Here is a 21641-nt window from a genome sequence, read left to right as displayed (position 1 = left end):
ATATTGAGCCATACATGGTATGGCTCGGTAGCTATCTTGTATTTGATATTTAGTAAAGGGTTTTTAATAAATATCAAATATAAGATGAAAAAAGGAGAAAAAAATGCTTAAAAATAAATTTAAATATATAAGAAATATAGTGGCATTCATACTGATTTTAGTGTTTGCTTTTAACTATAATAACGCACTTGCGGATAGTGTTTTGTTGGAAATCCATGTTGGAAATGATAATGATGTAAGAAATATTCTTGCTGAAAATGAAAAAGCCCGCACATATAAGTATTGGGATGTATCGACAAAATACAGTGTCTTTGATGATAGAGTAAAATTAGGAAGTGAATTGTACAAGATGAGTGATGCCGAGCTTGACAGTAAGTATGCGTCGTATGAGGTAGTTGGGCAGTATCAAGATGGGATAATATCAATAAGTGGAATTAAAGACGGATTATACTATTTTAGAAGCAATATTGAGACAAAAAACTTTAAATATATTTCTAGTTTTGTTGCTGAGCTTTCATCAAATAAGAGCGAAAAAGTTGAAATATTTAATAAAAATAAAATAATTCCTTTTGAAAATGGAAAAGTAAAACTATTGAAAGTTGATCAATATGGAAATAAATTATCTCATGTAGGATTTAAGTTATATGAAATAAAAGATGGGAAAGAATTAAGCGTTCCTTTAATTGCTGGCTACCAGTATGCAGAAAACGGAAAAAGAGATTTAACTCTTTATACTGATAAAAATGGAGAAATTAGTGTAGCAAATCTTCCTTTTGGAAGCTATGTATTTAAGGAAGTGAAAGCTTTAGATGGATATTTGGTAAAAAATCTAAATGTTGAATTTTTAGTTAATTCTACTGAATTGGTTGAAGTAAAAGTTGAAAATATTAAACCGGAAATTGGAAAATATGAATTTTTAAAAGTTGCAGATAATGCAGAACAAACAAGATTGTCTGGGGCAAAGTTTGAAATTTACAAATTAGAAAATGGTAAGTATGTGCCATTCTTACAAAATGGAAAGAATGTTGTGCTAGAATCAGGGGCTGATGGCAGATTTGTATTAGAAAATGCTCCTTATAGCAAGTACCAAATTAAGGAAATAAAAGCACCTGAGGGATATATTTTAGGCGAAAATGCTATTGACTTTGAGGTAAATAAGGATTCTGGCGAAAAGATTTTAATTATAAAAAATAAACCTAAAGTGCCGGGACTACCACCTGCACAACCGGATACAGGTGATAGAGGGGTTATGATTTATGTGATTTTAGGAATTATAGCTCTTGGATCATTTGTGATATTGTATTTTGTTAAAAGAAAAAATGATAAATAGCATATGGGAGAATTACAAATTTTGTAACTCTCCTATTTTTATATTAAATATTTATTTACAAGCAATTTCACTATTTCATTGTCGATATAGGAATTAGTATTTTCAAAAGTAACAAGTAAATTTTGTCCAAGAATAATTCCATTTTTATAATAGATGTTTATCTTGTCAACAAAAATTTTCACATAGTCAGGATTATCCATCATACCAAAATGCTCCCAATAAATTTCTTTGTTATTTAGGGGGTTCAAAAATGTAAAATCCGGATTAAAGTTAATTTCTCCAAATTTAATGGGGCATTCATATTTGTATGGAATGTTCATTTTATCGAAATAGTCTGCCAATATCTTTTCGGACTTTGAACGCACACGCTCCCTCCTGTTTGTTAAAATCAATGGAGTATTGTTAGAAATAGGCTTTTTGGTATATGGTTTATTTAGCCATTTATCCTTAAATTGTTTATAGGGTGTAACTATTGGAGTTATCAACTTTTTCTTTTCTTCAGATACTTTCTAACCTTCTTTTTAATATTTTTATCAAAATATTCGTGATAAAATTGAATTCTTTCATGAGAATTTGATACAACTAATCTACCTTGTAAATAGTTGTAATTTTTGACATATTTGTAATAAATAAGATGCTTTTCAATTTCTTTTTGAAGCAAAATTTGTAGTTCTTTCATCATTCCTCATTTATAAAATTATGCAAGAAATGAAAGAAAATGTTAATGCCAATATTGTTACATTTTTTTAATAATTAAAAGCAGATAGATTTCTAAATTTTCTAAGTTTTGTCCGTAAAATTTTGAATATTTTGAAGAAAATAGCAGACAAAAAGCCTTTATTTGCCATTTTTGTCTGTAAATTTTAAGTAGGAATGTGAATTACTTCGATAAAAGCAGATGAAATCAATGAAATCGGATATTTTATCCGTAAATTTATCCGATAAAAGCAGATGAAAGTGTTAAAAATAGAGATTTCATCTGTAAAATGTTCAAAATAGGGGTAAAATATAAAAACTGCCGAGCTACGTTGTTCCCAAGGGCAACGCAGCTCGGCTTCTTATATAACTAATTTATCATAGTGCAATACTGACCTTTTCGAAAAATTTAATACTATTCATCATTATCTATTATCCATCTTTTATTTATCAATAGTGATATTGTTTCTGATATTGATAGATAGTCTTTAATTGTTGGATTTTCATGGATGTAAAACCAAGGTTGATTTATTTTTTCTGGTGGGTTGAAATCAGCAATGATTAGGTCGTAATCACTATTTTCAATGTGTTTTAAATCTAAAATATTTTCTGTGTACAGATGAGTGTCTAAAATTAACTTGAAGTATAAATCAAGTTGACTTTTTAGACTGCCGGCGTGGTAGGAATTAAATCTACTTAGTATTAGTGTTTTCAATTTACTTTTCTTTGAAAATAATTGAGGTATTAGGTCATTCCATGTTGAAATTAAGATATACGTTAAATGATTTATTTCAAATGGCTTGGCAACACCTTTGATTTCAATAAGCAAATCTTGTATGAAAAGTTCTACATCCTTAGTAAATTTTGGGAATACCTGTTTGATTTGTGTTACGTAAAAATCATTCCTGTTGTATGCAATGTAATTTATGTTTGTATTGGTATTATATAAAATTGCTCCATTGTGAATACGAATTATCAGCTCATCTAAATTTTCTAGATTTAACTTAAATTTTTTTCGTATTCGATCTGTTTCAGAAAGAATTTTTAGTAATGAAGAGGATATTAAATTTACATATTTAGATTTTTCAATCATTTCCTTAAAACTAAATATAAAGTCCTTATTTAGATAATTATAAAACAGTTCTATTAAATTATCTTCATTTAATACAATATTAAATTTGTTGAAAAATTCCTTAAAAGGATTAGAATTTATATAGTTTTGTAGTGAATTTAAATTAATATTATTTTTATCGATATTGTTCATTATAAAACCTTTGTTTTTTATTCTGGTAAAATTTACAGCACAAATAAGAGACATGATTTCTAAAAATGAATATACAAATTTTGCATTATTTATATTGTAAAATTCTATAATCATATTATGAAAACTTGATCTTTCTATTTCCTTAAAAGGCCATTCGCTATATGCATATTTTTCTTTAAATAATTGAACAAAAAAAGTCCTTACGTTTCTTTCATCCCCTTTGAAATCTAGATTTTTTGTATCAACTTCAAACCCGTAATATTTTTTGGAAATAGTATTAAATTTATTGATTATTCTATAAGTGGTTGAAACACTTAGGTATGAATCATTTGCTAATTCTTCCAATGAATAATATGAATTGAAAAATATATTTTCGATAATATCAAGTATTGAAGAAGACTTAACTATAAATCTATAAAATGATTCAATACTACAGTTATTGATGTATTGAAGTTCGATAATATTGTTATCTAATTTTATAGTTAAAATATCAGAATATAGTTGATTCATGGTTACTATATCTTTTTTTATTGTAGAGTCTTTAATATCCAATTCAATTAATATTTTGTTTTTATTTACAGTGTTTGAATACATATGTAGCAATTTTATAATTTCAATGTGTCTAAGTGTTGATTTGCTAAATAAATTATTCATAATTTTCTCCCATTAATTATTAGTACACTTATTATAAATTAAATAAATATAAAAGTGAATAGAAAAAGATTACATTATTGTAAATTAGGTGTTTTATATATAATATGTTATAATTATAAGTATAAAATTTGTAAAAAGGGAAAATTATTGTGAAAAAGAAGAAAAAGAAATGGATATCAAATTTAATAATCATGATTATATTTTTGATTGGATTATTAGTTTTATCATACCCAATTATTTCAAGGATATACTATAGAATTGAGGCAAATGAACAGATTAAAGATTTTGATATTGAAAAGAAAAATTTATCAAATAAAGAAATTGATAAACGTATGAAATTAGCTAGAGCCTTTAACGATTCTCTTGTAAATAACGTAAATCACGATCCTTATGATGAAAAATTAAAAAGAGAGGGGCGTCAGGAATACGCAAGGATGCTAGAGATACATGAAAGAATAGGTCACGTAGAGATTCCAAAGATTGATACAAATATTCCTGTTTACGCTGGGACTACAGAGAATGTGCTACAAATTGGAGCGGGGCATTTAGAAGGCACATCTTTACCAATTGGTGGAAATAGTACACATACAGTTATAACTGCACATAGTGGATTGCCTACTGCAAGGTTATTTTCAGATTTGAAGAGTCTTGAAATAGGGGATAAATTTTATATTCATAATATTAAAGAAACAATGGCATATCAAGTGGATCAAATTAAAGTTATAGATCCTTCAAATTTTTCAGATTTGCTGATTTCACAGGGACATGATTATGCTACATTGCTTACATGTACGCCAATTATGATAAATACTCACAGGTTGCTGGTTAGAGGTCATAGAGTTTTTTATGTGCCTGCGGTTGAAGAAAAAATTATAGCAGAACATGCAGCAAGTCACGTGTACAGATATTTATTTTATGGTTCATTATTCTTAATATTTATATTGATTATATTAATATTTTTAATAAGAAAAAAGAAAAAACAAGCTGAAAAGAAATTAAAGTCACTAAATGAAAATATTGAAAAAATGGAAAATATTCAAGAGGAAATAACAAATGAATAAGATAAATAAGAGAAAAATTATTTTTTATTTTTTATTTGTGCTGGGATTGATGATTTTGTTATATCCGTTTGTTTCACAATGGTTTTATACGATACAATCAAATGAGGAAATTAGACAATTTAACAGGAAGGTTAGTGAACTAGAGTCTAATGATATACAAAATCGTTTAGAATTGGCTAGAGCGTTTAATTCAACATTGAAGGTATCTGCATTATCGGATCCTTATTCTAAAAAACAAAAAGAAGAAGGATTAAAAGCTTATGCAAATATGCTTAGAGTGCAAGAAAAAATAGGATATATAGATATTCCTAAAATAGATGAAAGGTTACCCATATATGCTGGTACATCAGAAAGTATTTTACAAAAAGGTGCAGGTCATTTGGAAGGGACTTCTCTTCCGGTTGGTGGGGAAAATACCCATTCTGTAATAACTGCTCATCGTGGGCTTCCCACAGCTAAGTTATTTACTGATTTAGATAAGATGCAAAAAGGGGATAAATTTTATATTCATGTTTTAAGTGAAGTATTTGCATATGAAGTAGATCAAATTTTGACTGTAGAGCCTACAAATTTTGATCCGGTTTCAGTGCAAAAAGATAAAGATTATGTTACATTGCTGACTTGTACACCATATATGATAAATTCACATAGACTTTTAGTTAGAGGGCATCGTGTGCCTTATGTTGCAGCTATTGATGACGGAATAATGAATGATGCAAAACCAAAGGATAATTACAAGATATATTTGATTATTTCTGTATTATTTATATTGGTTTTAATTTTGCACATCTATAAAAAGCGAAAAGAAATAAAAATTATTAATAATGAATTGAAAAGTGTAAGTGATGTAGTAGAATAATTTTTACTATATCGAAATTATCGCAAATATTAGATAATGTTATACTACAAACAAGCCTGATATATTAAAGTATCAGGCTTGTTTGTGTTTTTTATTAAATTTTTGTGATTTTAAGGGAAACATATTCTTGAAATTTATACAAAATATTATGTAAAAAACAAAAAAAATTGACAATTAAAAAAAAATATATATATAATAAAAACGTAAACAAATAAAGGAGGGTAATTTAAATCAGTAAAAATAAGTATAAGATTAGCTGTATTGGGATTGATTATATTATTTCAAATGCATTTAATTCAATATTAAATATCATGTAAACATGTATAAATATTAATAGATTTTTTTTGAGACATTTTTGGGTGGGCAGAAGAGTAGAATACCAAATGATGATACAGCTGAATACGCAAAATATTGATTTAATGGCTATATAATAGAACTAAGATAATGATTGATATAAAACTATCTTTACAAAGATTAAAAAAACAAATTAAATATAATAAGTGGGTTAGTCTATTTTTAATAATTTCGTCTGTATTGTGTATTTTGTTCTTTACCAGTTTATTTGTTAGATATATGCCTCAATTTAATAACAGGCGACAAAATAATACAAAATATAGATTTTATAGTTTGATTTTTTCTAAAAGTTTAACTCATGAAGATTTTAATTCTTTAGAAAAAAAATTGCCGGAGTTAGATTCATTAAAGATCACAGGTGTTAACTCAAATGAGATTGTTTCTAATGAAAATAATGAAAAAATATATTTCTCAACATATTTATCGGAAACGAATTTTATAAATAAAGTTGAACTTAAAAATTCCAGTATTGATAGACTTTCTAAGTTGGGGAAAAATGAGGTTTTAGTGCCCGTTTCTTATAATTTGAAAAAAGATAATAAAATTATAAGAAAAAATGGAGTAGATTTAAAAGTTGTTGGATATTGGCAAGGGGTTGATTTTTTAGTAAATTTTGAAACATTTTTAAAAATTTCTGAAATAAATCAGATTGTCTTTAGAACTAAAAATGTATTGAGTACAGAAAAATTAAATGAATTGTATAGGTCTCTTTTTAATTATCCGATACAATCAATGAATTCACCCATAGATGTTTATCAAAAAGATAAAGATATGAGTATTACAGTTATTGTAATAATAAACATAATATATGCCCTTTCTATAATTTCTTATTCATCAATTTTTTGGATAGTAATAAGATTTTTGGAAAAAGATCTACGAGTATATAGAATAATTGGTATGACTAAAAAAAGAATATTTATCGGCATATTGCTAGATGTTTTTATTTTTATAATTTTAAGTACTATAATTGCGTTTGTTATTCACGAATTGATGTGGGATTCATTTTTTAGAAAAGCGAATAATTTTTTAGCAAATAATCTTCAAATACAAGATTATTTATTTATATTTGTTTTGATAATGATTTTAAGTTTTGTAATAATTTCTCCATATATCTATAAATTATTGAAAGATATAATAAATAAGAAAAAGGAGATAGACTAATGAAAAAATTATTAATTTATAATAAAAGAAGTATTTTGCAACATGTTATATTTTCTATTTCATTTTCTTTATTATTGTTAATATTTATTATATATTTTTCTCCTGTGAGATATTATCAACAATCTTTTGAAAAGTATAAAAAAGCAAATCTTAAAAACACTTATTTTGTTATTAATTCAAATCAAAAAAAGTTAAGTAAGGAATTTTTTATAGATTTAAAAAACAAAGAAAATGTAAAAAATATTTTTTTAAATGTATTTCCAAATTGGAAAATTGATGAAAATAGTGGATTGTATTCACTACCTCAATTTTATGATTTAGAAGATTATAATATTTTTCCTATAAAATTAAATAATGATATAAATATCTTAAAATTAAAAAAATTGCCTGAAAATAATTATTATTTAATTTTATCTCCATTTTCTAAAGCGAAAGTTGGAGATAAAATAAGATTAGTTGACAAAGACAATAATATTGTTATTTTACATGCAATTTCAAGAGAAAAAATAGATCAAATATATTTAGATACATTTAATTACTCATCAAAAAATATTTGGGCGAATATTTTTAAAATTAGTAATAAAAGAGATTATATAATTGTAGATAATAAATATGATAGCATTTATAAATGGTTTAATTCGAATAATTTTTTAATTGAGTTTTCTGAAAATGAAAAAAATAAAAATGAATCTGTTATAAATTATCTAAAAAGTAACGACTTTTATTTAGAAGGTGCAGCTAATATAAATGCGAACACTGTTCAAACTATTAATCGAGCGATATATTTAAATATTAGTTTTTTGATTACAGGATTTTTAATATTTACCTTATTATTTATAAACTTATCATTTTTAAATAATTATAGATTTAATAAGAGATATATTATTTATAGAAAATTAGGAGCGACAAATTTAGAAATTGTTTTTTATCGCATATTAGCAAATATATTAGCCTTATTATTTGGTCTACTATTGTCATGGATATTTATTTATATTTTAAATATTATTAAACCTGATATAATTTTTATGAAAGAAAATTTATCATTTGATACAACTTTATTTACTTGGACATTAACAATTTTTATGTTTTATGTTTTATTGAGTTGTTTTATTCAAATAGTAAATTTAAGAGATAAATTTAAAAAGAGAGGTTGCAAATGATAAATATAAAAAATGTTAGCAAGGAATATATATCAGATGGAGGAATAAAAATAAATGCACTATCAAATATTTCTTTTAATTTTGAAAAAGGGAAATTTTACTCAATTACAGGACCTTCAGGTTCAGGGAAATCAACACTGCTAAATATTATTGCGTTATTATTACCTTTTGAAAAAGGTGAGTATTTTATTGATGAAATAAATATTAAAAATTTTAATGATAAAAAATCCAGTCTTTTTAGGAATTCATTTTTTGGCTTTGTTGTACAAGATTATGAATTATTAGATAGTGAAAGTGCAATATTTAATATTCAATTACCTTCATATATCGGAAAAAAGTCAAGAGCATATATTAATGAGCGAAGTAAAAAAATATTAGATTTTTTGAATATTAAAGATATAAAAGATAAGAAAGTTATGAATTTATCTGGAGGGCAAAAGCAAAGAGTTGCTATAGCTAGAGCTCTTATGAATTCACCGAAGGTCATATTAGCTGATGAACCTACAGGAGCCTTAGATTATGATAATGGATTACAAGTTATGAATATTTTTAAGGATATTGTAAAAAATGAGGGGGTTACAGTGATAATGGTAACTCATAATCAAGAATTCGCAAAACTAGCGGATCAAATGTTAACTATTAAAGATGGAAGATTATATACAAGATAAAAAGTAAATAATAAAGATTAATAGCGAGTTAAATATACAAAATCTGTAATGTAAAAGTTGCAGATTTTTTATTTTTAGATAATAATATTACTAAACATATAGAAGGAGGAAATTATGTTTAAGTATTTACAAAAAATAGGTAAAGCATTTATGTTGCCGATAGGATTATTGCCAGATGCGGGGTTGTTACTAGGTATCGGTGGGGAATTTACAGCCGAAGCAACAGTAAAGGCTTATCCTATTTTACAAAATCAGGTATTGCGGTTAATTTATGGTGCTAAGGCAATTTTATATAAAAATGAAATTAGCAATATGATGGGCTTGGAAGATTAGTAGGAGTAAGTATGTTAGAAAAATTAAGAGGAAAGTTAATAGTTTCATGTCAGGCTCTACCTGAAGAGCCACTACATTCAAGTTTTATTATGGGAAGAATGGCAATTGCAGCAAAGCAAGGCGGTGCAGCAGGTATAAGGGCTCAATCAGTAGAAGATATTAATGAAATTTCAAAGGTAGTAGATTTGCCAATCATTGGGATTATTAAAAAAGTATATCCCGATTCGCCAATTCACATTACTGCAAGTAGAAAAGAAGTGGAAGATTTGCTTACAACAAAATGTGAAATTATCGCACTTGATGCAACTCCAAGACCTCGTCCAAATGGCGATAAACTTGAAGACTTATTAAAATTAATTCACGATAATGGTAGAATTGCGATGGCAGACTGCTCAACTTACGAAGAATGTATTGAAGCGGACAAAATGGGATTTGACATTGTATCCACAACACTTTTTGGTTATACTCCATATTCTGTAAAGTTAACAGGTCCAGACTTTGAAACAACAAAGAAAATTGTTGAAAATGTAAAAGCGTTTGTAATTGCCGAAGGGAAAATCAATACTCCCGAAGACCTGAAAAAAGTCTATGAATATTGCAAAGTAGACAGTGCTGTTGTAGGTACTGCAATCACAAGGCCTCAAGACATTACCAAAACATTCACAAGAGTATTATAATGCAACCTTACATTTCGTATTATTTATTTATAATAAATTTAATTGCAATTTTAGTTACTATTTATGATAAGACCACAAGTAAGTATTTTTCTAAAAGTAGAGTTAGGGAAAGTGTACTTTTATTAATTTCTGCTCTTGGAGGCTCGATATTTATGTACTTCACTATGAAGCTTATTAGACACAAGACTAAACATAAAAAGTTTATGGTAGGAATACCACTGATTATAATATTTCAGATTTTAGTAGGAATATTTTTGATTACACAAAAAGTCCTATGACTTTTGCAACTTAAGACGCAAAAGTCATAGGACTTTTGTTGTTGAATAGTTTTATAAACTATTCAAATTATTAATTTTTGCATACATTTTTTCAAGTAATCCGGAATAAATAGGTTTTAAGTTTATCAATTCAACTACCATGTAAGAAGTTAGGACAACTACTGAAATTGGTAGGAAGAATGTGAAAGATCCGGTTAATTCTAACAATAAAATAATGCCTGTTAATGGCGAACGTACAATGGCTGCGAAGTTAGCCGCCATAGCAATTGATGAGAATAGTACAATATAGTTACTGTCAATGATACCAAACATAACTAATGTCTGACCGAAAGCATTCCCTATTAATGATCCTAAAACTAGCATTGGTAAAAATATTCCTCCCGGCATACCTGATGAAAAAGCAATGATTAAAAGTATAAATTTTGCGATAATAATTTCAAAAATTTTAAATCCATCAGCATTGTTTTTAATAGGTAAAAATATAAAATGTTCTCCTGAGCCAAAAGCATTAGGAAATATTATTATTATAATACCAGTTAAAATAAAAGGAATTATAATCTGTATATATTTTGGAATAGTTAGGTTGTCGTAAAAATCTTTTAATTTGTATATTGAAAGTGTAAATATCGGAGCAAGCAGTCCGATTATTAATCCCATTAAAATCAAATAAGAATATAATGAAGGGCTGAGCTTTGTCATTTTTCCTAAGTTTATTACAGGGTCTACTCCTAACATAAGTCCTGAAACATAATTTGCAAAAATTGATGAAGAAGTAACGGCAATAAATACATATTTGTTGAAACTGTGATGTAACTCTTCTAAAGCAAATAATATCCCTGAAATAGGAGCGTTGAATGCTGCGGATAAACCAGCCGCTGCTCCTGCCGATATTAATATTTTGGATTCTTCATCTTTGCACTTCCCAAGCTCTGAATATGCTTGTCCAACACTTGCACCCATTTGCACTGAAGGACCTTCTCTACCTAAAGTTAAACCACTTGCAAGTCCGATTATTCCACCTATGAACTTAAAAGGAAGGACTTTCTGCCATTTTATTGTCAGTAATCCTTTAATTTGTCCCATAACTTGAGGAATTCCAGATCCTCCAATCATAGGTTCTTTATATGTAAGAATCCCTACTATAAAACCAAGAAATGCTAAAAAAATCAAAACTATGATTGCATTTAATAAATTTTGTCTTGCAAAAATATATAAATTTTGCATTTTTCCTTGCAACAATACTACCAATAACCTGTAAATTGTAAGCATAAATCCACAAATTATACCAATTGCAGTACCGGAAACAAGAAATTTAATTTTGTCATTATCTTTTAAAAACATAACTGCCTCCGGTAATTAATTTTATCACAATAAGTTTTTTATGTTAAGAAAAATGATATAATTTTATTTAGAAACCCTTAGGAGGAATAATGTCATTTGAAAAAGATTTAAAATTTATAATTTTATTGGAAAATATGAAAAAAATTTATAGAAAAACTAAAATAATTGGCGAAAGCAGGAGAGAAAATGATGCAGAACATTCATGGCATATTGCAACAATGGCAATGTTTTTGGAAAAGTATTCTAAAAATAAAATTGATGTTAATAAAGTAATCAAGATGCTTTTAGTTCACGATTTAGTTGAAATATTTGCAGGGGATACTTTTGCATTTGATGTAAATGCAAATAAAGATAAAAAGAACAGAGAATTGGAATCTATGTCTAAATTGAAATCTCATTTAGATATTTACGAAGCTAAAATGCTTGAAAATTTATGGCTAGAATTTGAAGAAAAGGCTACATCAGAGGCAATATATGCTAATGCCATGGATAGATTACAGCCTTTAATCAGCAACGTTTTTGCTGAAAATGGGGGAACATGGAAAGAAGGTAATGTTAGACTTTCTCAAGTTTTAGCTAGAGCTTCACTGATAAAAGATGTAAATGAAGAAATCTACGAATTTATATATGAAAAGATAATTGAAAATGTCGAGAAAGGTAATATTGTGAATGATTGATAATTGAAATTATATTTAATAATAGATAGGTAAAAAATTAGGATCCATTATTTGATATAAGCTTAAGTGAAAATGCCAACGCCCCAGCAAAAGCAAGAAATTGGAAAAAGCTAGGATTGGATCTTGTGAGGAAATTAAGGGATTGCCCTAGCAAAAGCACGAAGTTAGGAAAAGTAGGGGCTAAAATTTTATAGAAAAATAAAGTACGGCCCCAGCAAAAGTAAGAAATTGGAAAAAGCTAGGGTTGGATCTTGTACGGAAATTAAGGGATTGCCCCAGCAAAAGCACGAAGTTAGGAAAAGTAGGGGCTAAAATTTTATAGAAAAATAAAGTACGGTCCCAGCAAAAGTAAGAAATTGGAAAAAGCTAGGGTTGGATCTTGTGCGAAAATTAAGGGATTGCCCCAGCAAAAGCACGAAACTAAAAAAAGCTGGGGCAAATTCAAGTGCCCCAGGCCCATTTTCTACAATATCATTTGAGACGGTAATAGACTTATACTCAAAATATATTTATATATCCACCATATGTAAAAGTAACTTAATATTTTATGGCAATTTTTATAAATTATTTAATTAAATTTTTTTTGTTAATAACAAATAATGTTACCATACCAGAAATTCCAATTATTAAAGTATTTAATTTAGCATCATCTCCGGTTTCTGGATTTGCATTGTTGGAATTGTTTATATTTTGATTATCCTTAATTATATTTCCTGATTTATTGTCATTATTTACAACGGAACCATCATTTCTAATGGAATCATCACTGCCAGCAGTACTGTTATTTTCATTAGAAATATTTTTATCTGAACCTGATGATTTTTTATTTAATTTAAGTTCTAATATTGTACTATAATCTACAGGACTTAATTTTTGGATGTAGGTTTTACTTAAATTTGAAATTATACTTTTTTCTTTAAATTTTTTTGTTTCAGGATTAAATGTTGAAATAGTATATGTTTCATTTAATAATCTTATAGTATAAACACCTTTGCCTTTTAAGGTTAGATTCTCATCAATCCTAAATGTTGTATTGTCGTCATAAATTACAACACCCCATACATTATTTTTAACATCTTTTACAGCTTGAATTTTATTATCATTTTGTAAAACTTTTATATTATTTTCTGAAACTTTATCAAATTCAGATTTTGAAATGTTTGGATACATTACATAAGCATAGTCTTTATTACTATTATTGTGATTCGTTGTAACGGTAACGAAATTATTTGTAAAGCTAGTATTAGCAGAAGCTTTTCTCAAATCAGACCATTTACCTGTTCTTTGTTCTTTATATGCATTTATTGTTTCACCATTTAAGAACATATATCCAATATTTCTATTTTTCACATTATTTTCAAGTAGTAATTTATTTATCTTTTGATTATTTAATGAATCTACTTTTTTACCATCAGCTATTAAATTGTACAACTCACCAGATTTAACTTTTCTGTTTTCAATAGTTGTAATTGCCTCATCAGAAGAATTATTTTGTAAATCAGATCCTAAAAATACAATTTTATCATCCATTATAAACCAAGCTTTTTTAATTTTTAGTTTTTCGTTAAAATTATTAAATTGCATAGCTGCTGTTGCAAATTTTTCATCTAATTTTGTTGCACCAGAAAATTTACTCTTTAAAAGTACTTCATAAGATTTTGGATCATTATTTTTTCTTTCAGGACTTTCTTCAAGCTTTGTAGTAAGTTCTGTTGTTCCGGGCAATTTGTAGCTGTCAACTGTTGGCCAGTAGTTATCGCTATAATGAGAAACGTCTCCATTATATAAGTAAATTGTGCCATCTGATGTGAACCAGCCTTTAGCATTTTCATTGTTCATGTATTCATAATTCTTAATTGTATCAGAATGCATGCTTAATCCGATTGCAAAGCCTTTTTTAATATTTTTAAATATAAGTTTATTCATATTTGTAAATACATTTAGACTTGTTTTTTCTGTGCCATAAATTGATTGATTTGCTTTTAATTTATTCATTAAATCAATATCTTTGTATGTTGCAAGTGAGTTTTCAATATTGTAGAAATCATCCTTTTCAATCCAAGATTTTACAAGTGATAGAAGTTTTTGTTTTTTGTTTGAATCAGTTGTTGCATCAGCAATTCTTAAAACGCCTCTTACAACCTCTCCGGCGGCAACGTGTGACTGACCATTTTCACGACTAATTGATCTACCTCTTAACATATCCATTAAATCACCCCTGAAGATTATAGGGCTAAATGACTTATAAATTATGTCATATAGTACATCTAAGTCTGATTTTTCAGTTTTATTTTCAATTGTAGGGAATAGCTGTGAAAGAGCATCTAATACAACATTTCCATAAGCTCCCGTATATGCAACATTTGTGTGATCTACATATGATCCATCTTTATAAAATCCCTCGCATTTACCTGGAACACAAGGTACAACTTCTTTATTTTCTCTTTGAACATAAAGTTTTTTCAAAGCGTTTATTGTTTCATTTAAGGAAGTTTCGTCTTCTCGCAAGAATGCAGCTATAATCTTCGCTCTTCCCATATCGGTTAAGTTTCCACCTAAAGCATCAAAAGGATTTCCTGTTGTTACTCTAAATTTTGTTGGATCCGGAACTAGTAAATTAATAGGGCTTGTGTATTTGTTTATTAATTCTTGAGAGAAGTAGTCCCACATTAGTGTTAGGGTATTATTAATAGCTCTTGGAACACCTATTTCATAATCCCACCAATTACCATTTACATTTGTATTGTCATTATATTGTGTTTTGTACAACCATTCCATACCTTCAAGTACCATTTTTATAGCTTCAGGACTTTGATAATATGGTGAATTTGGTTGATTAATTTGCTTTGCTAAGCTTTCAAGCCTTCTATATGATTTTGTTAAAGCACTTGAAACTTTGTAGTTATCAATATCTTTCCAGAATGTTCTGTAGTCAGTATCATCAGATTTTTTAGATAATATATTTGCAACTTCTTTATCTAACTTTTCTTTTAATGCTTTCATGTATTTATCAGCATCATCGTATTTTTTATTTGCAACTACAGATTCTTCCCATAAATCAAGTTTATCCTTAAATTTGTTATTTTCTGGATCTGTAATAGTTAATTTTAGTTTTTCAACTTTTCCATCTTTTTTTGTAACTGTAATATCTGTAGAACCTGGCTTTAATGCAGTAATAACTTTATTATCATATTTTGCAATACTTTCATCAGTTATTTTATATTTTGCATCAAAATCTCTTACAAGATACTTTTTATTAGTTGGAAGTTTTATTTCAGATTCTTCTTTAAGTTTTTTGTCTAAATCTGGTTTGTTGATTTCTTTTAGATAAACATTATCAAATATTGCTGTTCCTGTTTTTGGTTCATACCAGATTTCAAAGTCTACATTTTTAACATTCTTAGCAGGAATATATTGTTTTGAAAAAGTTTTTTCATCTGAAGTTCCGAAATGGTCTTTAGAATATAATAAATTTTGAGCTTTTGAGTTTGAAGGATCATTAAGATGTTCAATAATCCTAATCCTTACAGACCCATCTTTATTTTTTGTAGCAACTTTATATCCAAACTCATAGAATTTACTTGGATCAATTGTAATACCTTTTTGAACTACAGCCATTCTAAAATTTTCAGGACTTGAAAGTTCAAGTTTTTTATCATTGTTTACTTTTGCTGTATATTTTTTTGATTTATATGTATCTTTTTCTTTTAAATCATTAGGAATGTAGACTTGCCAGTCGCTAGCTTGTGTTCCAGTCCAATCCTTTTGATTGCTATCATTAGAAGTTTTTTCAAAATCTCCATTTTTTATTAATTCGTCATTTTTGGTAGTGTTTTTTTCGGCGTTACTAATATTTCCAACATTAAATATAGTGGTAAATATAAGAATAAATGCCATGAATGAGGCAATGGTTTTATTTTTTACAATTGTTTTTGTTCTCATTTTTATGCTCCTTTTTTAATGTAGTAAACTAGTTTATCAATGATATTATATATATTAATATAGTTTATGTCAACGTATTCATAAATAAAAGTAGAGAATGTTAATATCCTATAAATTTATTAGTTATTTTATAATAGCCCTTTAATAATAAAATTAATATTTAAATTAATCTAATTTGTAGTAAATATTTAATTTTGTTATTAAACTTAAAAATATTAATATTATATTTTTTAATAACATTATTAAAATTATCGCATAAATTAGATTTTCCAAAAAGAGATAATGAAAATTAGCATTAAAGTTATCGCAAATATCAGATTGAAAAAATGAGATGATAGAATAGATAAAAATCATCAAAATTTATCCATGAAAAATACCAGCAAAGTAAAAAATATTGAAAATGAGATAAAAATTAGCGCTAAAAAATACCCACAAAATAGAGTTTCTAAAAATTGAGATAATTTTTTAGTGAAAAATATTACCCACAAAATTTATAAGTTAAAAATTGAGATAACGCTATCTATATAAATTAAAATTTTTAATAGTTAAAATCTATTATTTATTTTGCGACAATTTCATCTTTTCCAAAATAGTAATTTATCCCAAATTGTCTTTTTTATTTCATCTTCCATTAATGTTACAAAATAATTTAAGCCTTGAGATAAAAGAGTATATTCTTCTGAGTTTTCATCTATTTTTCTTTTAAGGGAAATGATTGATTTTAATCTATTTTCGTTCATTTCCTGCATATTTTTATATCCACATTCTTCAATTAGATTAAAAAGTTGATTTATTATTAAATTTCTTTCATTTTCAGAGAATTCTTTCATCCATTTATTTATTGCGGTATTTGTATGTTTTGAAAAGGAGTTAACTTCTTTTATAGTTTTTAATTTTGTTCCATTTATATGCCAATAATATATAAAATGTTGATTAGCAAAAAAAGAAGAACTTTCTATTACTTGAATTTTACCGACACTTTCAAGCATCATTCCAAAAATTGAACTTCCAGGTATGAATTTACAAATTTTGTCACTTATGTCAGAATAATCATGACGATTATAAAATTCAGGAAGAAATCCTGGTCCATCAAAGTCATATATTTTAATTATTCTTTTTTGAATAAAACTATCCTGAGTGCTTCCTGCAAAAACAGCTAAATTTCCTCCTTTTGAGTGCCCGCATAAAATAATTTTATTTGAATAATTTTGAGCTATTTTTGTAACATATTCCTTAGCTCTAACTTGAGATGGTATTTCCTCATCAAAAGACATTGAAAGGCTTTCAATCCATCCATTGAAAGTTGTATCTGTACCTCTAAATGTAATTAATATTTGATCTGCTATTTCTACAGAAATCGCATAAAACTGCTCTTTTATTTGTTCATTGTTATATTTTGCTATATCCAGGATTTTCAAATTTTTATATCTTGAAGAGTTTATTAGAAGTTCAATGGAGGTTTTATCATTATGATTTAACATATTGTTTCTAACCATTTTATCAATATTTTGATTTTTTAAATCTTTTATTTTGAATGGCAGGGAATCATTACTTAAATTTAAATTAGAATATACTAATTGTGCGAATATTAACGCATCTAATTCATTAAAATTTAATTTGCAAAAGCTATTTTCACCATGTTTTTTTATATAGTTAATTATGTTTTTCATATTTTTTCCTTTACATATTTATGATATAATTTTATCAAAAAATATATCTATAATAAATAATTTTTTCGATAAAAAACCCCGAAAATTGAATTTTTGATTCAAATTTTCGGGGAATATGATTTAAATAAGTTTATTAACTATTTTAATACTTCTTTGATGTAGTCGGCTATTTCTTGTACTTGGCAATTTTTGAAAAATAGTTCTTGGAAATGAGCACCGCTAACTGTTTCTTTTAAGAAATCTTGATCTATGTTTTTTAATACATACATAATATCTTGATGTGTTACTTTTTTTACTTCATCTAAGATTTTTTTATTTCTTTGTTCAGGTATTACTCTTTCTTTTGGATATCCATTTCCACCTTCTTCAGCGAAAAGTCTTTCAAAGATTAATTTTAAGTTTAATTCTGCTCCCCATCCAAATCCTTTTGCATAAGGAATTGATAGTGCATTTCCATTGTTTATTTGAGCAAATAGATATGCATCTGTTGGTTCTGATGCAAATCCACATAGTACATTTGGGAATGAATTTAATGCCAACATTGCACCAACTCCTGTACCACAACCTGTTATAACAAAATCAGCCGCTTTTGAATTTAGTAAAATCGCTGCTAATAGACCATTTTGAACGTATGTTAGTTGTGATTCATCTTCTGTAGAATACATACCATAGTTATCTAATTCAAATCCTTTTTCGTCTGTTACTGACTTTAATGTGTTATAAATTAATTCATTTTTTGCAGCTTGGCTATTTTCATTTATTAATGCTATTCTCATTTATTTTCTCCTTTTATATTATTTTGGTTGCTTACCAATATATGCTAGTATACCACCGTCAACATACAATACATGTCCGTTTACAAAATTTGAAGCATCTGATGCTAAGAATATTGCTGGACCCATTAAGTCTTCAGGTGTACCCCATCTTTCAGCCGGTGTTTTGCTGATTATAAAGTTATTGAATGGGTGCCCATCTTCTCTTAGGGGGGCTGTTTGAGGTGTTGCTATATATCCCGGTCCTATACCATTACATTGAATATTGTATTTTCCGTATTCTGATGCTATGTTTCTTGTTAACATCTTTAATCCACCTTTAGCAGCGGCGTATGCACTAACAGTTTCTCTACCTAATTCTGACATCATTGAACAAATATTGATTATTTTTCCTGATCTTCTTTCAATCATGCTAGGTAATACTGCTTTTGCCATTATAAATGGTCCATTTAAATCAATGTCAACAACTTGTCTAAATTCTTCAGCAGTCATTTCGATCATAGGTATTCTTTTAATTATCCCGGCATTATTTACTAAAATATCAATTGGTCCTACTTCTGACTCTATTTTCTTTATATTTTCTTCTACAGCTTTTTCGTCTGTTACGTCAAATAAATATCCGTGAGCATCTATTCCTTCTTTTTTGTATGATTCTAAACCTTGGTCAAGAGATTCTTGAGTTCTGTTATTAAATACAATAGTAGCTCCTGCTTTATGAAATGCCTTTGCGATAGCAAATCCAATTCCATATGTTGCACCTGTAACTAGTGCTACTTTCCCTTCTAGAGAGAATGATTTATTTATATAATCCATTTTTAACCTCCATAAATTTTATAGTAAACTTAATGGTAAACTAGTTAAATATATTATAGTAAATAAAAATATAATTGTCAATTTTGTAATGAAAATAGAGATATCATTTATTATCTTCTTACAATCCTTGTATAAAAATATTGGAAATTTAACATTTACAAAGAAAATAATTTAAAAATTAAAAAAAAGTAATATTTTATAGAAAATGTTTTCAAAAAATTAAAATAATATTGACAATTATAAAATTAATGAATATACTATTTATCAAGTAAACTAGTTTAAAAGATATGGAGGAGATATGGATGTATTATTAGTAGCTCATGGTAGATACTCTGAAGGGCTATTAAGTTCAGCAGAATTGATTGCTGGTAAACAAGAAAATGTTGGAATTATTAATTTTCTTGAAGGTATGTCACAGGAAGATGTAAAAGAGAAAATCGAAAACTACATAGAAGATAAAAATAATGTTTTGATTTTAGTTGATTTATTAGGGGGGACTCCTTTTAAAATGGCAAGTATGGTTGTAAATGAAAACTCAGAAAAAAATTTAAATGTAGTTACAGGGATGAATTTGAATATGCTTTTAGAAGCTGTATTTAATTCAACAGAGGAAAATATAGACGTTTTAACCAGTTCCGTAAAATCTGCAGCGATTTCAGGTATAGATGATTTAAGAAATATATTAAATCCGGGTATCGAGGAAGATGATGTATTTGAAGATGGAATTTAGAGGGGATTATGATAAAAAATATAAAAATAGAAGATATAAAAAAAAATAAAGAATTTTTATCTTCTGATTTATTGAGTAGAGATGAAGTTAAGAAAGCTTTAGATTTAGCTTTAGAAAAAACTAAAATAAATTTAAGTTATTTTGGTGAAAATTATCCTACTCCGGCTACAAAAGAAAATATTTATCCTGTAATGGATAATACTGAATGGACTAATGGTTTTTGGACAGGAGTATTGTGGATACTATATGAATATTCTAAAGATGAATCTATTAAAGAGATTGCTCATAAAAATGTTTTATCATTTTTAGATAGAGTAAATAAGAGAATCGAACTTGATCATCATGATTTAGGATTTTTATATACACCATCATGTATGGCAGAATATAGGATAAATAAAAATGAAGAAGCATTAGAAGCATCTATAAAGGCGGCTGATAAGCTTATAGAAAGATATCAAGAAAAAGGACAATTTATTCAAGCGTGGGGTGAATTAGGAAACAAAGACAATTATAGACTAATAATAGATTGTTTATTGAATATACAATTATTGTTTTTTGTTTCAGAAAAAACCGGTGATTCTAAGTATTATGAAATTGCTAAAAATCATTTTTATTCATCAGTAAATAATGTAATTAGAGATGATGCTTCAACATTCCATACATTTTATTTTGATCCGCAAACAGGAAAACCATTAAAAGGTGTTACAAGACAAGGCTTTAGTGATGATTCCAGTTGGGCAAGAGGTCAAGCATGGGGAATTTATGGAAGTTCATTAAGTTATAGAAAATTAAAAGATGAAAAGATTTTTGATGTGTTTAAGGCAGTTACAAATTATTTCTTAAATAGATTGCCTAAAGATAATGTATCTTATTGGGATTTAATTTTTTTAGATGAAAGTGGACATAGTAGAGATTCATCTGCTACTGCAATTGCTGTATGTGGTATTCATGAAATGTTAAAATATATGCCTGAAGTTTATTCTGAAAAAGAAGTGTATAAAAAGGCAATGCATGTGATGTTAAAATCACTGATTGAAAATTATGCGAATAGGGATAAAATTGAAGGAGCACCATTGCTAGATCATGGAGTATATTCTTGGCATAGCGGAAAAGGTGTTGATGAAGGAAATATTTGGGGTGACTACTATTATGTAGAAGCTTTAATAAGATTTTATAAAGATTGGGAAATTTATTGGTAGG

At 27.1% G+C, this 21641-nt stretch carries 20 protein-coding genes; 12 read left to right on the top strand and 8 right to left on the bottom strand.

Annotation, left to right across the window (positions count from 1 at the left end; genetic code table 11):
* Positions 1-103 precede the first annotated feature (103 nt).
* Entirely contained in the window at positions 104-1330 is a 1227-nt protein-coding gene (locus EQF90_RS07765; RefSeq protein WP_134710920.1) for an LPXTG cell wall anchor domain-containing protein, read from the top strand.
* A gap of 38 nt (positions 1331-1368) precedes the next feature.
* Here the strand turns inward: EQF90_RS07765 and EQF90_RS07760 are convergent, their stop codons facing one another.
* From EQF90_RS07760 to EQF90_RS07750, 3 genes are all read right to left on the bottom strand, one after another.
* Positions 1369-1695 carry a PDDEXK family nuclease gene (locus EQF90_RS07760; protein ID WP_134710921.1) on the bottom strand — a complete coding sequence of 109 codons (327 nt, stop codon included), beginning with the start codon at positions 1693-1695 and terminating at the stop codon, positions 1369-1371.
* A 116-nt stretch (positions 1696-1811) separates the two neighbouring features.
* The gene (locus EQF90_RS07755) at positions 1812-2009 is read right to left on the bottom strand and encodes a hypothetical protein (RefSeq protein ID WP_134710922.1); all 198 of its coding nucleotides are present in this window, start codon (positions 2007-2009) and stop codon (positions 1812-1814) included.
* A gap of 432 nt (positions 2010-2441) precedes the next feature.
* Complete coding sequence (locus tag EQF90_RS07750; RefSeq protein WP_134710923.1) at positions 2442-3944, bottom strand: helix-turn-helix domain-containing protein; 1503 nt, start codon at positions 3942-3944, stop codon at positions 2442-2444.
* A 191-nt stretch (positions 3945-4135) separates the two neighbouring features.
* On the opposite strand from EQF90_RS07750, the gene EQF90_RS07745 reads away from it, so the two are divergent.
* The 8 genes from EQF90_RS07745 to EQF90_RS07710 all read left to right on the top strand — a co-directional run bounded on the left by EQF90_RS07745 (position 4136) and on the right by EQF90_RS07710 (position 10495).
* A complete protein-coding gene (locus EQF90_RS07745) occupies positions 4136-5005 on the top strand; it encodes a class C sortase (RefSeq protein WP_134710972.1) in 870 nt (289 codons plus the stop codon).
* Complete coding sequence (locus EQF90_RS07740) at positions 4998-5864, top strand: class C sortase (RefSeq protein WP_134710924.1); 867 nt, start codon at positions 4998-5000, stop codon at positions 5862-5864. The genes EQF90_RS07745 and EQF90_RS07740 overlap by 8 nt, the downstream gene beginning before the upstream one ends.
* A gap of 444 nt (positions 5865-6308) precedes the next feature.
* On the top strand, positions 6309-7379 hold the full coding sequence (locus tag EQF90_RS07735; RefSeq protein WP_134710925.1) for an ABC transporter permease: 1071 nt from the start codon (positions 6309-6311) through the stop codon (positions 7377-7379).
* Positions 7379-8539: a hypothetical protein gene (locus EQF90_RS07730; protein WP_134710926.1), complete on the top strand. Its 1161-nt coding sequence runs from the start codon at positions 7379-7381 to the stop codon at positions 8537-8539. Before EQF90_RS07735 ends, EQF90_RS07730 begins: the two co-directional genes overlap by 1 nt.
* On the top strand, positions 8536-9207 hold the full coding sequence (locus tag EQF90_RS07725; RefSeq protein WP_134710927.1) for an ABC transporter ATP-binding protein: 672 nt from the start codon (positions 8536-8538) through the stop codon (positions 9205-9207). Before EQF90_RS07730 ends, EQF90_RS07725 begins: the two co-directional genes overlap by 4 nt.
* A 114-nt stretch (positions 9208-9321) precedes the next feature.
* Positions 9322-9540, top strand: coding sequence for a hypothetical protein (locus EQF90_RS07720; RefSeq protein WP_134710928.1), 219 nt, complete (start codon positions 9322-9324; stop codon positions 9538-9540).
* 11 nt (positions 9541-9551) lie between these two features.
* Entirely contained in the window at positions 9552-10217 is a 666-nt protein-coding gene (locus tag EQF90_RS07715) for an N-acetylmannosamine-6-phosphate 2-epimerase (protein WP_134710929.1), read from the top strand.
* Positions 10217-10495 carry a DUF1294 domain-containing protein gene (locus EQF90_RS07710; RefSeq protein WP_134710930.1) on the top strand — a complete coding sequence of 93 codons (279 nt, stop codon included), beginning with the start codon at positions 10217-10219 and terminating at the stop codon, positions 10493-10495. Before EQF90_RS07715 ends, EQF90_RS07710 begins: the two co-directional genes overlap by 1 nt.
* 51 nt (positions 10496-10546) lie before the next feature.
* On the opposite strand, the gene EQF90_RS07705 is transcribed toward EQF90_RS07710, so the two are convergent.
* Complete coding sequence (locus EQF90_RS07705) at positions 10547-11836, bottom strand: ClC family H(+)/Cl(-) exchange transporter (protein ID WP_134710931.1); 1290 nt, start codon at positions 11834-11836, stop codon at positions 10547-10549.
* Positions 11837-11925: 89 nt separating this feature from the next.
* Between EQF90_RS07705 and EQF90_RS07700 the strand changes: the two genes are divergently transcribed.
* Complete coding sequence (locus EQF90_RS07700; RefSeq protein ID WP_134710932.1) at positions 11926-12513, top strand: HD domain-containing protein; 588 nt, start codon at positions 11926-11928, stop codon at positions 12511-12513.
* Positions 12514-13077: 564 nt separating this feature from the next.
* On the opposite strand, the gene EQF90_RS07695 is transcribed toward EQF90_RS07700, so the two are convergent.
* The 4 genes from EQF90_RS07695 to EQF90_RS07680 form a co-directional block, all read right to left on the bottom strand.
* Positions 13078-16455 (bottom strand): polysaccharide lyase 8 family protein, encoded by a 3378-nt coding sequence (locus tag EQF90_RS07695; RefSeq protein WP_134710933.1) that lies wholly within the window; start codon positions 16453-16455, stop codon positions 13078-13080.
* Positions 16456-17030: 575 nt separating this feature from the next.
* Positions 17031-18125 (bottom strand): Mbeg1-like protein, encoded by a 1095-nt coding sequence (locus tag EQF90_RS07690; RefSeq protein WP_134710934.1) that lies wholly within the window; start codon positions 18123-18125, stop codon positions 17031-17033.
* Positions 18126-18262: 137 nt separating this feature from the next.
* On the bottom strand, positions 18263-18901 hold the full coding sequence (locus EQF90_RS07685; protein ID WP_134710935.1) for an RpiB/LacA/LacB family sugar-phosphate isomerase: 639 nt from the start codon (positions 18899-18901) through the stop codon (positions 18263-18265).
* Positions 18902-18919: 18 nt separating this feature from the next.
* On the bottom strand, positions 18920-19711 hold the full coding sequence (locus EQF90_RS07680; RefSeq protein WP_134710936.1) for a gluconate 5-dehydrogenase: 792 nt from the start codon (positions 19709-19711) through the stop codon (positions 18920-18922).
* 298 nt (positions 19712-20009) lie between these two features.
* Here EQF90_RS07680 and EQF90_RS07675 point away from each other — a divergent pair, with 298 nt between their 5' ends.
* Together EQF90_RS07675 and EQF90_RS07670 are read left to right on the top strand one after the other, a co-directional pair.
* Positions 20010-20441 (top strand): PTS sugar transporter subunit IIA, encoded by a 432-nt coding sequence (locus EQF90_RS07675; protein WP_134710937.1) that lies wholly within the window; start codon positions 20010-20012, stop codon positions 20439-20441.
* Positions 20442-20449: 8 nt separating this feature from the next.
* Positions 20450-21640 carry a glycoside hydrolase family 88 protein gene (locus EQF90_RS07670; RefSeq protein ID WP_134710938.1) on the top strand — a complete coding sequence of 397 codons (1191 nt, stop codon included), beginning with the start codon at positions 20450-20452 and terminating at the stop codon, positions 21638-21640.
* The last annotated feature ends 1 nt before the right edge of the window (position 21641 follow it).

This window comes from Helcococcus ovis, from assembly GCF_004524775.2.
Classification (GTDB): Bacteria; Bacillota; Clostridia; order Tissierellales; family Peptoniphilaceae; genus Helcococcus; species Helcococcus ovis.
This window is presented reverse-complemented; position numbering and strand designations above follow the sequence as displayed.

Bases quoted from the DNA above. Each gene is read 5' to 3' on its own strand.
- EQF90_RS07710 (WP_134710930.1), top strand. From the start codon at position 10,217: ATGCAACCTTACATTTCGTATTATTTATTTATAATAAATTTAATTGCA.
- EQF90_RS07695 (WP_134710933.1), bottom strand. From the start codon at position 16,455: ATGAGAACAAAAACAATTGTAAAAAATAAAACCATTGCCTCATTCATG.
- EQF90_RS07715 (WP_134710929.1), top strand. From the start codon at position 9,552: ATGTTAGAAAAATTAAGAGGAAAGTTAATAGTTTCATGTCAGGCTCTA.
- EQF90_RS07705 (WP_134710931.1), bottom strand. From the start codon at position 11,836: ATGTTTTTAAAAGATAATGACAAAATTAAATTTCTTGTTTCCGGTACT.
- EQF90_RS07735 (WP_134710925.1), top strand. From the start codon at position 6,309: ATGATTGATATAAAACTATCTTTACAAAGATTAAAAAAACAAATTAAA.
- EQF90_RS07690 (WP_134710934.1), bottom strand. From the start codon at position 18,125: ATGAAAAACATAATTAACTATATAAAAAAACATGGTGAAAATAGCTTT.
- EQF90_RS07765 (WP_134710920.1), top strand. From the start codon at position 104: ATGCTTAAAAATAAATTTAAATATATAAGAAATATAGTGGCATTCATA.
- EQF90_RS07670 (WP_134710938.1), top strand. From the start codon at position 20,450: ATGATAAAAAATATAAAAATAGAAGATATAAAAAAAAATAAAGAATTT.
- EQF90_RS07755 (WP_134710922.1), bottom strand. From the start codon at position 2,009: ATGAAAGAACTACAAATTTTGCTTCAAAAAGAAATTGAAAAGCATCTT.
- EQF90_RS07730 (WP_134710926.1), top strand. From the start codon at position 7,379: ATGAAAAAATTATTAATTTATAATAAAAGAAGTATTTTGCAACATGTT.
- EQF90_RS07725 (WP_134710927.1), top strand. From the start codon at position 8,536: ATGATAAATATAAAAAATGTTAGCAAGGAATATATATCAGATGGAGGA.
- EQF90_RS07750 (WP_134710923.1), bottom strand. From the start codon at position 3,944: ATGAATAATTTATTTAGCAAATCAACACTTAGACACATTGAAATTATA.
- EQF90_RS07720 (WP_134710928.1), top strand. From the start codon at position 9,322: ATGTTTAAGTATTTACAAAAAATAGGTAAAGCATTTATGTTGCCGATA.
- EQF90_RS07680 (WP_134710936.1), bottom strand. From the start codon at position 19,711: ATGGATTATATAAATAAATCATTCTCTCTAGAAGGGAAAGTAGCACTA.
- EQF90_RS07740 (WP_134710924.1), top strand. From the start codon at position 4,998: ATGAATAAGATAAATAAGAGAAAAATTATTTTTTATTTTTTATTTGTG.
- EQF90_RS07745 (WP_134710972.1), top strand. From the start codon at position 4,136: ATGATTATATTTTTGATTGGATTATTAGTTTTATCATACCCAATTATT.
- EQF90_RS07675 (WP_134710937.1), top strand. From the start codon at position 20,010: ATGGATGTATTATTAGTAGCTCATGGTAGATACTCTGAAGGGCTATTA.
- EQF90_RS07700 (WP_134710932.1), top strand. From the start codon at position 11,926: ATGTCATTTGAAAAAGATTTAAAATTTATAATTTTATTGGAAAATATG.
- EQF90_RS07685 (WP_134710935.1), bottom strand. From the start codon at position 18,901: ATGAGAATAGCATTAATAAATGAAAATAGCCAAGCTGCAAAAAATGAA.